The 11,919-nt window shown below is 73.5% G+C and carries 13 protein-coding genes; 10 read left to right on the forward strand and 3 right to left on the reverse strand.

What is annotated here, in order from left to right; translation table 11 throughout:
* Window positions 1–27 precede the first annotated feature (27 nt).
* Window positions 28–213, reverse strand: a complete 186-nt coding sequence (gene rpmB, locus IF73_RS0131580; RefSeq protein ID WP_003957616.1) for a 50S ribosomal protein L28 — start codon at window positions 211–213, stop codon at window positions 28–30.
* Between the two features lie 232 nt (window positions 214–445).
* On the opposite strand from rpmB, the gene IF73_RS0131585 reads away from it, so the two are divergent.
* From IF73_RS0131585 to mutM, 9 genes are all read left to right on the forward strand, one after another.
* Window positions 446–2,134, forward strand: a complete 1,689-nt coding sequence (locus IF73_RS0131585) for a DAK2 domain-containing protein (protein ID WP_031013932.1) — start codon at window positions 446–448, stop codon at window positions 2,132–2,134.
* A 62-nt stretch (window positions 2,135–2,196) separates the two neighbouring features.
* Window positions 2,197–4,395 (forward strand): ATP-dependent DNA helicase RecG, encoded by a 2,199-nt coding sequence (recG, locus tag IF73_RS0131590; protein ID WP_031013933.1) that lies wholly within the window; start codon window positions 2,197–2,199, stop codon window positions 4,393–4,395.
* Window positions 4,396–4,463: 68 nt separating this feature from the next.
* Window positions 4,464–5,042 carry a 16S rRNA (guanine(966)-N(2))-methyltransferase RsmD gene (gene rsmD, locus IF73_RS0131595; RefSeq protein WP_031013934.1) on the forward strand — a complete coding sequence of 193 codons (579 nt, stop codon included), beginning with the start codon at window positions 4,464–4,466 and terminating at the stop codon, window positions 5,040–5,042.
* Between the two features lie 26 nt (window positions 5,043–5,068).
* Window positions 5,069–5,548: a pantetheine-phosphate adenylyltransferase gene (gene coaD / locus IF73_RS0131600; protein WP_199806754.1), complete on the forward strand. Its 480-nt coding sequence runs from the start codon at window positions 5,069–5,071 to the stop codon at window positions 5,546–5,548.
* Window positions 5,549–5,658: 110 nt separating this feature from the next.
* On the forward strand, window positions 5,659–6,690 hold the full coding sequence (locus IF73_RS0131605) for an ATP synthase F0 subunit B (protein WP_031013936.1): 1,032 nt from the start codon (window positions 5,659–5,661) through the stop codon (window positions 6,688–6,690).
* A 177-nt stretch (window positions 6,691–6,867) separates the two neighbouring features.
* Entirely contained in the window at window positions 6,868–7,473 is a 606-nt protein-coding gene (locus tag IF73_RS0131610; protein WP_199806753.1) for a YceD family protein, read from the forward strand.
* A gap of 2 nt (window positions 7,474–7,475) precedes the next feature.
* A complete protein-coding gene (rpmF, locus tag IF73_RS0131615) occupies window positions 7,476–7,649 on the forward strand; it encodes a 50S ribosomal protein L32 (RefSeq protein WP_015036448.1) in 174 nt (57 codons plus the stop codon).
* 20 nt (window positions 7,650–7,669) lie between these two features.
* On the forward strand, window positions 7,670–8,464 hold the full coding sequence (gene rnc, locus IF73_RS0131620; RefSeq protein WP_037881134.1) for a ribonuclease III: 795 nt from the start codon (window positions 7,670–7,672) through the stop codon (window positions 8,462–8,464).
* Window positions 8,465–8,617: 153 nt separating this feature from the next.
* Window positions 8,618–9,487: a bifunctional DNA-formamidopyrimidine glycosylase/DNA-(apurinic or apyrimidinic site) lyase gene (gene mutM / locus IF73_RS0131625; protein WP_031013939.1), complete on the forward strand. Its 870-nt coding sequence runs from the start codon at window positions 8,618–8,620 to the stop codon at window positions 9,485–9,487.
* On the opposite strand, the gene IF73_RS0131630 is transcribed toward mutM, so the two are convergent.
* Window positions 9,477–9,860 (reverse strand): winged helix-turn-helix transcriptional regulator, encoded by a 384-nt coding sequence (locus IF73_RS0131630; protein ID WP_031013940.1) that lies wholly within the window; start codon window positions 9,858–9,860, stop codon window positions 9,477–9,479. The genes mutM and IF73_RS0131630 overlap by 11 nt on opposite strands.
* 150 nt (window positions 9,861–10,010) lie before the next feature.
* Here IF73_RS0131630 and IF73_RS38180 point away from each other — a divergent pair, with 150 nt between their 5' ends.
* Window positions 10,011–11,339 (forward strand): TerD family protein, encoded by a 1,329-nt coding sequence (locus IF73_RS38180; protein ID WP_037881139.1) that lies wholly within the window; start codon window positions 10,011–10,013, stop codon window positions 11,337–11,339.
* A 13-nt stretch (window positions 11,340–11,352) separates the two neighbouring features.
* On the opposite strand, the gene IF73_RS0131645 is transcribed toward IF73_RS38180, so the two are convergent.
* The coding region (locus tag IF73_RS0131645) for a CAP domain-containing protein (RefSeq protein WP_031013941.1) at window positions 11,353–11,919 on the reverse strand (567 nt) is incomplete at its 5' end.

Consider the following 11,919-nt stretch of genomic DNA (forward strand, 5'->3'; position numbering starts at 1 on the left):
CTGCGCTACGACACGGAAACGTCGCGATTAGCGCGAGACCTTGCCGGCCTTGATGCACGAGGTGCAGACGTTGAGCCGCTTCGGCGTCCGACCGACCACGGCACGCACACGCTGGATGTTCGGGTTCCAGCGACGAGACGTACGGCGGTGCGAGTGCGAAATGTTGTTGCCGAAGCCCGGCCCCTTGCCGCAGACGTCGCAGTTGGCAGCCACGGGTCACTCCAAAGACTTCAGATTTACAGTGAGATCCGGCGCACCGGAATCAGGAGTCTGAAGTGGCTTGCCGGGGATGGCCCGGCGAGTGCCGGGCAACCGAAGCAGCATACAACGACTGCTCCGGTGGAACGAAACTACCACGGTCCGGGCCCACCCCGTCCCGGCCGCCCGGTCCGGAGCACCCCCGGTCTACCCTGCGGTGAGCTTCACCGCCGAAGGAGGACCCCCGTTGTCGCGAGCCCCGCAGCCCTTCGACCCCACCGTACGGAGTGACGAGCGTCTCGTCCTCGACGCCGGGGCGGTACGGGCCTGGAGCGCGCGGACGGCCGAGGCGCTCGGACGGGAGCGGGCCGCCATCGACGCCATCAACGTCTACCCGGTCGCCGACGGCGACACCGGCACCAACCTCTGCCTGACCGCCGACGCCGCCCACCGGGCCGTCGAGGCCGTCTTCACCGCCCCCGGGGCCTCCGGCGCCTCCGCGCCCGACACCGCCGACGCCGTACGGGCCATGGCCCACGGCGCCCTCCTCGGCGCCCGCGGCAACTCCGGCACCATCCTGTCCCAGCTGCTCCGCGGCATGTCCGGGGTGCTCGCCGAGGGCGCCGACGGCGACCACCTCGCCCGCGCCCTCGCCGCCGCCGCCTCCTCCGCCCGCGAGGCCGTCGCCCACCCCGAGGAGGGCACGATCCTCACCGTCGCCTCCGCCGCCGCGGCGGGCTGCGCGGCCGGGGGAACCCTCGCGGACGTGGCCAGGAGGGCCTACGACGGGGCCAGGGCCGCCCTGGAGGCCACCCCGGGGCAGCTGGCCGTGCTCGGGCGCGCGGGGGTCGTGGACGCCGGCGGACAGGGCCTGGTGGCCGTCCTCGGGGCGCTGGTGGAGACGGTGACCGGCCGGGCGCCGGACGTGCTGGCGCCGTCCCCCGGCGTACGGGCGCTGCCCGAGGGGCCGGGGGAGCCCTGCGGCCCCGGCGGCGAGGGACCCGGCTACGAGGTCCTGTACCTCCTGGAGGCCGAGGACGCCGCCGTCGAACTCCTCCGGGCCCGGCTCGACGCCCTCGGCGACTCCCTCGTCGTCGTCGGCGGCGACGGGCTCTGGAACGTCCACGTCCACGTGGACGACGCCGGCGCCGCCGTCGAGGCCGGGATCGAGGCCGGCCGGCCGCACCGGATCCGCATCACCCACTTCGCGAGCACCGTGCCCGCGCCCGCCCCTGCCGAGGCCGGGGGCACCGCCCGGGCGCGCGAGGAACGGGCCGCCCGCGCCGTCGTCGCCGTCCTCCCCGGCGAGGGACTCGCCGGACTCTGCGCCGAGGCCGGCGCCACCACCGTCCAGGCCCGGCCCGGCGAACCGCCCGCGGGCGACGAACTCCTCGCCGCCGTCCGCCGCGCCCACGCGCGCGAGGTCGTCCTCCTGCCCAACGACACCGATCTGCGGGCCGCCGCCGCGACCGTCGCCGAACGGGCCCGCGCCGAAGGCATCAGGGTCGCCCTCATCCCGACCCGGGCCGCCGTCCAGGGCATCGCCGCCCTCGCCGTCCACGAACCCGGGCGCAGCTTCGACGAGGACGTCGTCGCCATGACCGCCGCCGCCGGCGCCACCCGCTACGCCGAACTCGCCGTCGCCGAGCACCGGTCCTTCACCTCCGCCGGCGTCTGCCAGGCCGGGGACGTCCTGGGCCTCATCGAGGGCGACGTCGCCGTCATCGGCCAGGACCTCACCGACACCGCCCGCACCGTCCTCGACCGGATGCTCCAGGCCGGCGGCGAACTCGTCACCCTCGTCGTCGCCGACGGCACCCCGCCCGGCCTCGCCGGCACCCTCGAAGCCCACGTCCGGCGCGGCTACCTGGCCGTCGACACCGTCACCTACCACGCGGGCGCCGGCGCCCCGCCGCTCCTCATCGGGGTCGAATAGCCGGGCCCGGTCCGGCGGGTTGTCCACAGGCATCGCCCCGACTGTCGGCGTCGTGGTGTGCAATGGACGACGTGCCCGCGCTCGACGAACCCCTCAAGAAGTCCCTCGGCCCCGCCACCGCCAAGGTCATGGCCGAGGCCCTCGACCTGCACACGGTCGGCGACCTCCTCCACCACTACCCCCGGCGGTACGCCGAGCGGGGCGAGCTGACCACCCTCTCCGACCTGCCGCTCGACGAGCACGTCACGGTCGTCGCCCAGGTCTCCGACGCCCGCGTGCACACCTTCAACGGCGCCAAGGGCCGCGGCCAGCGGCTCGAAGTGACCATCACCGACGGCTACGGCCGGCTCCAGCTGGTCTTCTTCGGCAAGGGCGTCCACAAGCCCCACCACGACCTGCTGCCCGGCACCCGCGCGATGTTCTCCGGCAAGGTCTCCCTCTTCAACCGCCGCCTCCAGCTCGCCCACCCCGCCTACGAACTGCTGCGCGGCGACGGCGACGCGGCGGTGGACGCCTGGGCCGGCGCCCTCATCCCGATCTACCCGGCCACCACCAAGCTGGAGTCCTGGAAGATCGCCAAGGCCGTCGACGCCGTCCTGCCCAGCGCCGCGGACGCCGTCGACCCGCTCCCCGAGGCCCTCCGCGAGGGCCGCGGCCTCGCCGAACTCCCCGACGCGCTCCGCCTGATCCACCGCCCCCGCACCCAGGCGGACATCGCCGCCGCCCGCGAACGGCTCAAGTGGGACGAGGCGTTCGTCCTCCAGGTCGCCCTCGCCCGCCGCCGGCACGCCGACACCCAGCTCCCCGCCGTCCCCCGCCGCCCCGCCGCCGACGGCCTCCTCACCGCCTTCGACGCCAAGCTCCCCTTCACGCTCACCGACGGCCAGCGCAAGGTCTCCAAGGAGATCTTCGACGACCTCGCCACCGACCACCCCATGCACCGCCTCCTCCAGGGCGAGGTCGGCTCGGGCAAGACCCTGGTGGCGCTGCGGGCCATGCTCGCCGTCGTCGACGCCGGGGGACAGGCCGCGATGCTCGCCCCCACCGAGGTCCTCGCCCAGCAGCACCACCGGTCCGTCACCGAGATGATGGGCGAGCTCGCCGAGGGGGGCATGCTCGGGGGCGCCGACAAGGCCACCAAGGTCGTGCTGCTCACCGGCTCCATGGGGACCGCCGCCCGCCGGCAGGCCCTGCTCGACCTGGTCACCGGCGAGGCCGGCATCGTCATCGGCACCCACGCCCTCATCGAGGACAAGGTCAAGTTCCACGACCTCGGCCTCGTCGTCGTCGACGAGCAGCACCGCTTCGGCGTCGAGCAGCGCGACGCGCTCCGGGGCAAGGGCAAGCAGCCCCCGCACCTGCTCGTCATGACCGCCACCCCGATCCCGCGCACGGTCGCCATGACCGTCTTCGGCGACCTGGAGACCTCCGTCCTCGACCAGCTCCCCGCCGGACGCTCTCCGATCGCCAGCCATGTCGTCCCCGCCGCCGACAAGCCGCACTTCCTCACGCGCGCGTGGGAGCGGGTCCGCGAGGAGGTGGAGAACGGCCACCAGGCGTATGTCGTCTGCCCCCGCATCGGCGATGAGGAGGACCAGAAGAAGGCCGCCAAGCGCAAGCCCTCCGCCGAGGACGAGGCCGAGAAGCGCCCCCCGCTCGCCGTCCTCGACGTCGCCGAGAAGCTCGCCGCCGGCCCCCTCGCCGGGCTCCGGATCGCCGTCCTGCACGGGCGCATGCACCCCGACGACAAGGACGACGTCATGCGCCGCTTCGCCGCCGGCGAGCTCGACGTCCTTGTCGCCACCACCGTCATCGAGGTCGGCGTCAACGTGCCCAACGCCACCGCCATGGTGATCATGGACGCCGACCGCTTCGGCGTCTCCCAGCTCCACCAGCTCCGCGGCCGCGTCGGCCGAGGCTCGGCCCCCGGCCTCTGCCTCCTGGTCACCGAGATGCCCGAGGCGAGCCCCGCCCGGCAGCGCCTCGGCGCCGTCGCCTCCACCCTCGACGGCTTCGAGCTCTCCCGCATCGACCTCGAACAGCGCCGCGAGGGCGACGTCCTCGGCCAGGCCCAGTCCGGCGTCCGCTCCTCCCTCCGGGTCCTCGCCGTCATCGAGGACGAGGAGGTCATCGCCGCCGCCCGCGAGGAGGCCACCGCCCTCGTCCTCGCCGACCCGGACCTGGCCGCCCACCCGGGCCTGCGCACCGCCCTGGACGCCCTGCTCAGCGAGGAGCGGGAGGAGTACCTGGAGAAGGGCTGATCGAGCTCCCGGCCGGTACCGCCATATCCTGAGACGTACGCACTGGACGACTCAGGACGAGGACACCGATGACCCGCGTGATCGCCGGCACCGCCGGCGGACGGCGCCTGGCCGTGCCCCCGGGCAACGGCACCCGCCCCACCTCCGACCGGGCGCGCGAGGGCCTCTTCTCCACCTGGGAGGCGCTCTTCGGCGTCGAGGGCGCCCGGGTCGCCGACCTGTACGCCGGCTCCGGCGCCGTCGGCCTGGAGGCGCTCTCCCGCGGCGCCGCCCACGCCCTGCTCGTCGAGGCCGACGCCCGGGCCGCCCGCACCGTCCGCGAGAACGTGCGCGCGCTCGGCCTGCCCGGCGCCGAGGCCCGCACCGGCAAGGCCGAGCAGATCGTCACCGGACCGGCCCCGGCCGAGCCGTACGACCTGGTCTTCCTCGACCCGCCCTACGCGGTCCCGGACCAGGAGCTGCGCGAGATCCTCCTCACACTGCGCGCGGGGGGCTGGCTGGGCGAGGATGCCGTCGTCACCGTGGAGCGCGCCACGCGGGGCGGGGAGTTCGGCTGGCCGGACGGCTTCGAGGCCCTGCGCTCCCGCCGCTACGGTGAGGGAACGTTCTGGTACGGCCGCGTCACGGCCGGCGAGGACCACCGATGACCGCACCCGAGAGCGAGGAATCCACGATGCGCCGCGCCGTCTGCCCGGGGTCCTTCGACCCCATCACCAACGGACACCTCGACATCATCGCCCGCGCCTCGAAGCTCTACGACGTCGTGCACGTCGCGGTGATGATCAACCAGTCCAAGAAGGGCCTGTTCGAGGTCGAGGAGCGGATCGAGCTGATCCGCGAGGTCACCGCCGACTTCGGCAACGTCGAGGTGGAGTCCTTCCAGGGCCTGCTCGTCGACTTCTGCAAGCAGCGGGACATCCCCGCCATCGTCAAGGGCCTGCGCGCGGTCAGCGACTTCGACTACGAGCTCCAGATGGCCCAGATGAACAACGGCCTGTCGGGCGTCGAGACGCTCTTCGTGCCCACCAACCCCACCTACAGCTTCCTGTCGTCGTCCCTGGTCAAGGAGGTCGCGGCCTGGGGCGGCGACGTCTCCCACCTGGTGCCCCCGGCGGTCCTCGGCCGGCTCACCGAGCGGCTCGGGCGGAAGTGACGCGCGGCCACCGCCGCTGACGCTCCGTCACCTGGTGTCGGGCGGGCCGCGACTGCCCTTACAGTCGTCCCGTCCGTCTCCATCCAGCTGTAGAGAGTGGCGAGCACCCGGTGGACGTGCAGAAGAAGCTCGACGAGATCGTCGCGACCGTACAGAACGCCCGCTCGATGCCCATGTCGGCCTCCTGCGTGGTCAACCGCGCCGAGCTGCTCGCCCTCCTCGACGAGGTGCGGGGCGCCCTGCCGAACTCCCTCGCCCAGGCCCAGGAGCTCATCGGCGGGCGCGAGCAGCTGGTCGAGCAGGCCCGCCAGGAGGCCGAGCGGATCATCGAGGCCGCGCACGCCGAGCGCGGCACGATCGTCTCCGACACCCAGATCGCCCGGCAGTCCCAGGAGGAGGCCGACCGGATCCTCTCCGAGGCCCGCCGGGAGGCCGAGGAGATCCGCGCCGAGGCCGACGAGTACGTCGACTCCAAGCTCGCCAACTTCGAGGTCGTCCTCAACAAGACCATCGGCTCCGTCGACCGCGGCCGCGAGAAGCTCCTCGGCCGCGGCCCCGGCCTGGACGAGCACGGCTACGCCGACGAGGACGCCCCCGAGTACAGCGCCGACCCGCAGACGCTGATCGCCCGCGCCGACGAGTACGTGGACGCCAAGCTGGGCGCCTTCGAGGCGGTCCTCTCCAAGACCCTGGAGGCCGTCGGCCGCGGCCGGCAGAAGCTGCACGGCCGGATCGCCACCGACGCCCTCGGCGAGCACATGGCCGCCCAGGACGGCCTCGGCCAGTCCGTGCACACCAGCGACGCCGACTACCTCGCCGGACTGGCCGAGCTCGCCGACCCGGAGCCGGCCGCCGCCCCCGCGCCCGCCCCCGTCGCCGCGCAGATCCCGCCCCAGCAGGACCCGTACGGCTACCCGCAGCAGCCCCAGCAGGTGGACCCGTACGGCTACCCGCAGCAGGACCCCTACGTGTACCAGCAGCCCCAGCAGGTGGACCCGTACGGCTACCCCCAGCAGGACCCCTACGGATACCAGCAGCAGCCCCAGGTCCAGCCGCAGCCGGCCGCGCTCGACGAGACCAGCTTCTTCGACACGAGCATGATCGACCTGGAGCAGCTGCGCCGGTACGAGCAGGGCCAGTAGCCGGCGGAGGGGCCGGATTGGGCCCTGGGCGAAGCGTCCAGTATCCTGGCTCTTCGGTCGCGTGTATGCCCGCGATCCAGGCTGCCCGCGAGCGGCAGCCCCCGTGAAACTTGCGACGCGAACGATCCGAAAGCAGGAAGAACCCTGAGCACGCGCCTCGACCACCGCAACCCCCTCGTGTTCGACACGCACGAGCTGGGGCGGCGTCCCGGTGCCCTCCAGCGGATCTCCCGCACGGTCGACGCGCCCGCCGATCTCGGCGTCGCGGGGGTCGTCGGAGTGCCCGAGGGCGCTCCGGTGGAGATCGAGCTCCGACTCGAGTCGGTCATGGAAGGGGTGCTTGTCACAGGCACCGCCCGTGCATCGGCCGAGGGGGAGTGCGTAAGGTGTCTGGAGCCCGTCGAGCTGGAGCTCGACGCGGACTTCCAGGAGATGTTCTCGTACCCCGACTCCGACGACCGGGGCCGCGCCAAGGCGGCCTCGGACGACGAGGACGACGAAGCCGAGGACATGATCCCCCTCGAGGACGGCATGTTCGACCTCGAACCCGTGCTGCGTGACGCAGTGGTACTCGCGCTGCCCATGCAGCCGGTGTGCCGGGAGGACTGTGCGGGTCTGTGTTCCGAATGCGGAATCAACCTGAACGACGACCCGGACCACCACCACGACGCCACCGACATCCGTTGGGCGGCACTGCAGGAACTCGCCGGTTCGCTGGGAGCCGACGAGAAGGACAACATGAGCGACGCCGCTACCGGTGTCGACGAGAAGCAGGAGAAGTAGCCGTGGCTGTTCCGAAGCGGAAGATGTCGCGCAGCAACACGCGCCACCGCCGGTCGCAGTGGAAGGCTGCGGTCCCCACCCTGGTTTCGTGTGAGCGTTGCCAGGAGCCGAAGCTGCAGCACATCGCGTGCCCGAGCTGCGGCACCTACAACAAGCGCCAGGTCCTCTCGGTCTGAGCGGGCTGGTGAGAGGCACGATGTCTGACAACATCAACAACGCCTCGTCCCACACGCTTCTGGAAGGGCGGCTCGGGTATCACCTCGAGTCCGCCCTTCTGGTGCGTGCGCTGACCCACCGCTCGTACGCGTACGAGAACGGCGGTCTGCCCACCAACGAGCGGCTGGAGTTCCTCGGGGACTCCGTGCTCGGCCTGGTGGTCACCGACACCCTCTACCGCACGCACCCCGATCTGCCCGAGGGCCAGCTGGCCAAGCTCCGGGCCGCGGTGGTCAACTCGCGTGCGCTGGCGGACGTCGGGCGCGGCCTCGACCTGGGCTCCTTCATCCGGCTCGGCCGGGGCGAAGAGGGCACGGGCGGCCGGGACAAGGCATCCATCCTCGCCGACACCCTCGAAGCGGTGATCGGCGCGGTCTATCTCGACCAGGGTCTCGACGCGGCCTCCGAGCTGGTGCACCGGCTCTTCGACCCGCTGATCGAGAAGTCCTCCAACCTCGGTGCCGGACTGGACTGGAAGACCAGCCTCCAGGAGCTCACCGCGGCCGAGGGTCTCGGCGTGCCGGAGTACCTCGTCTCCGAGGAGGGCCCCGACCACGAGAAGACCTTCACTGCTGCCGCCCGCGTCGGTGGTGTCTCGTACGGCACCGGCACCGGCCGCAGCAAGAAGGAGGCGGAGCAGCAGGCCGCCGAATCCGCGTGGCGCGCGATCCGCGCGGCCGCGGACGAGCGGGTGGCGGCGGCCAAGGCCGAAGCCGAGGCCGGCGCGACCGGCGAGCGGGACCGGGAGGACGGGGCCGCACCGGCCACCGCCTGACCGTCGCCCCGCGACCGCCCGCATCCTTCAGCGGAGTCTTCCCGCCCGCCCCCGCCAGGGGCGGGCGGAGCCGTTTCCGGAGGCCGCGGGGCCTGTCGGTCCCTGGCGGTAGGCTGCGAGGACCACCACCCCGTACCCCTCCGGAGGAGTCCCGTGCCCGAGCTGCCCGAGGTCGAGGTCGTCCGGCGCGGACTGGAGCGCTGGGTCGCCGGCCGGACCGTGGCCGGCGTCGAGGTGCTCCACCCCCGGGCCGTGCGGCGCCACCCGGCGGGCGGCGCCGACTTCGCCGCCCGGCTCACCGGACGGCGCTTCGAGCCGGCCCGGCGCCGGGGCAAGTACCTGTGGCTGCCGCTCGCCGACACCGGCACCTCCGTCCTCGGCCACCTCGGGATGAGCGGCCAGCTCCTGGTGCAGCCGGAGGCCGCGCCGGACGAGAAGCACCTGCGCATCCGCATCCGCTTCGACGATGCCGCCGGCACGGAGCTCCGCTTCGTCGACCAGCGCACCTTCGGCGGACTCTCGCTGCACGACACGGCCCCCGACAGCGCCGACGGGCTGCCCGACGTCATCGGGCACATCGCCCGCGACCCGCTGGACCCCGCCTTCGACGACGCCGCCTTCCAGGCCGCGCTCCGCCTGCGCCGCACCACGATCAAGCGGGCGCTCCTCGACCAGTCGCTGATCAGCGGCGTCGGCAACATCTACGCCGACGAGGCGCTGTGGCGGGCGAGGCTGCACTACGACCGGCCGACCGCCACCCTCACCCGCCCGCGCTCGGCCGAACTCCTCGGCCACGTCCGCGACGTGATGAACGCGGCGCTCGCCGCCGGCGGCACCAGCTTCGACAGCCTCTACGTGAACGTGAACGGCGAGTCCGGCTACTTCGACCGCTCGCTCGACGCCTACGGGCGGGAGGACGAGCCGTGCCGCCGCTGCGGCACACCGATGCGCCGCCGCGCCTGGATGAACCGCTCCAGCTACTTCTGCCCGCGCTGCCAGCGCCCGCCGCGCGTCAGCCCGTGACGGCGGCGCGCCCGGAGTCGTACGCCTCCCGGGCCGCGACGACCTCCGGCATCCGGCTCTCGACCAGGGTGATCAGCCCGACGAGGCGCTCGGCGACGTCCCGCCCGAGCGGGGTGAGCCGGTAGTCGACCCGGGGCGGATTGACCGGCTGCGCCTCCCGGTGCACCAGGCCGTCCCGCTCCAGCGCGTGCAGGGTCTGCGCCAGCATCTTCTCGCTGACGCCGTCGACCCGCCGCCGCAGCTCGTTGAAGCGGAAGGACCCCTCGTACAGGGCTCCGAGGGTGAGGCCGCCCCACCGGCCCGTGATGTGCTCCAGCGTCACCCGCGAGGCGCACCCCCGGGCGAACACGTCGAAGGCGAGATCGTCGGTCATGCCTCTCACGGTACGCGCGCCGCCCACTCACCACCAGACCGCGCTTTCGAAAAGTGAGCGGGGGCGGTCGGGTCGAACGGGAAATCGGTGTTCGCCGTACGGGGAGCGGTCCGGTCCCTCACGATGTACGCACATCCTGAGAGGCCCACCATGACCAGCCCTGTCACCACCCCGCTCGCGAAGGGCGGCAACGCCACGCTGACCGGCGCCCACTGCCGTACCACGCTGACCTCGGCCGGGACCGCCGTCGACGTCTCCGCCGTGCTGCTCGGCGCGGACGGCCGGGTGCGGAGCGACGACGACCTCGTCTTCTACAACCACCCCTCGCACGACGGGGTGACCCTGTCGGAGCGGACGATCACCGTGGACCTGGCGGAGGTCCCGGCCGGGGTCGACCGCATCGCGATCGTCGCCAGCGTCGACCCGGAGGTGCCGGCGGCCCGCTTCGACCCGGGATCGACCCCGCAGGCGCTGGTGGAGTGCGGGACCGACCGGCTCTCCTTCGCGCCGCCGCCCTTCGAGCACGGGGAGACGGTGGCCGTCCTGGTCGAGCTCTACCGGCGGGCGGGTGGCTGGAAGGCGCGGGCGGTGGGGCAGGGCTGGGACACCGGCCTCGCGGGGCTGGCCACGGACTTCGGCATCGAGGTGGCGCAGGACGACGCGCCGGCCGCCCCGGCGGCGCCCGCCGCCGTCCCCCCGCCGGCCTTCGCGCCGCCGCCTGCTCCCGCGGGGGCCGTGGCGTTCGCGCCTCCGCCGGCTCCGGCCGGGGCCGTGGCGTTCGCGCCTCCGCCGGCTCCCGCCGGGCCCGTGGTCCTGGCGCCGCCGCAGGCTCCCGCCGTACCCCTGACCAAGGCGCCGCTGGGGAAGGTCACGCTGACCAAGGACGGTCACGCGACCATCGACATGCGCAAGGACGATCCGGGGCTCGTCGTGACCGCCACCCTCGAATGGGACGGCGGGAGCGAGGAGCGCCAGGAGGCCGGCGCGGACCTCGACCTGTACGCGCTCTACGTCCCGGGGCCCCGCGTCACCCCGCCCGGCACGCGCGCGAAGAAGTCGGACGACGCCGTCTACTACCGCGCTCTCGGCTCGGCATCCGGCCCGCCGTACATCGCCCTGGACGGGGACGCCCGCGTCCCGGGGCGCGAGACCGTCACCATCCACCGTCCCGACCAGCAGGGTTACGTCCTGGTCTGCGCCTACAGCGCGGTGGAGAACGGCACCGGTTCCTTCCGGTCCTTCGGTGCCCGGGCGGTGGTCACCGACGGACGGGGGTCGACCGTGGAGGTGCCGCTCTTCCACGACTCCGAGCTGTCCTACTGGGTCGCCATCGCCCTGATCGACTTCACCGCCCCGGACGGCGCACTGATCCGGCACGTCGAGCAGTACTCCGAGGAGCACGAGGAGGCCCGCCCGGCCCTCTACTCCGACGGCACGTTCGCGATGGGCGCCGGGAGGACCGAGTTCAAGACCATGTGAGGCCGCGGGACTCTCAGTAGCCGAAGTCCTGGGTCCACCACGGGCCGCCGTCGGCGAAGTGGACGCCCACGCCGAGAGTGGTGAAGTCGCAGTTCAGAATGTTGGCGCGGTGGCCGTCGCTGTTCATCCACGAGACCATCACGGCGGTCGCGTCGACCTGGCCGCGCGCGATGTTCTCGCCGCCGAGGTTCGTGACGCCGGCCGCCTGGGCGCGGGACCACGGCGTCGCGCCGTCGGGGTCGGTGTGGTCGAAGAAGCCGCGGTTCGCCATGTCGGCGCTGAACGCGCCGGCCAGCCGGGCGAGGCCGTCCGACGGCTGGACCGGGGAGCAGCCGACCTTGCCGCGCTCGACGTTCACCAGGCGCAGCACCTCGGCCTCGGCGGCGTCCGCGCGGTCGGCGGTGGAGCCCGCCGCCGTCGTCGTCTCCTCGGCCGGGGCCTCCGTGGTGGGGGCGGGCGCCGGGGTGGTGGCCCGCGTGGTCGCCGGGGTCTTCGACGGCTCGGGCTTCGGCTTCGCCTGGGTGGTGGCGGGCGCGGGGGCCGCGGTGCGCGTCTTCGACGGGGTGGGGGAGGGGGGCGG

This window comes from Streptomyces sp. NRRL F-5727 (genome assembly GCF_000719555.1).
Lineage (GTDB): Bacteria > Actinomycetota > Actinomycetes > Streptomycetales > Streptomycetaceae > Streptomyces.

Bases quoted from the DNA above. Each gene is read 5' to 3' on its own strand.
- recG (WP_031013933.1), top strand. From the start codon at position 2,197: ATGGACGACGTGCCCGCGCTCGACGAACCCCTCAAGAAGTCCCTCGGC.
- rsmD (WP_031013934.1), top strand. From the start codon at position 4,464: ATGACCCGCGTGATCGCCGGCACCGCCGGCGGACGGCGCCTGGCCGTG.
- coaD (WP_199806754.1), top strand. From the start codon at position 5,069: ATGCGCCGCGCCGTCTGCCCGGGGTCCTTCGACCCCATCACCAACGGA.
- rnc (WP_037881134.1), top strand. From the start codon at position 7,670: ATGTCTGACAACATCAACAACGCCTCGTCCCACACGCTTCTGGAAGGG.
- IF73_RS0131630 (WP_031013940.1), bottom strand. From the start codon at position 9,860: ATGACCGACGATCTCGCCTTCGACGTGTTCGCCCGGGGGTGCGCCTCG.
- IF73_RS38180 (WP_037881139.1), top strand. From the start codon at position 10,011: ATGACCAGCCCTGTCACCACCCCGCTCGCGAAGGGCGGCAACGCCACG.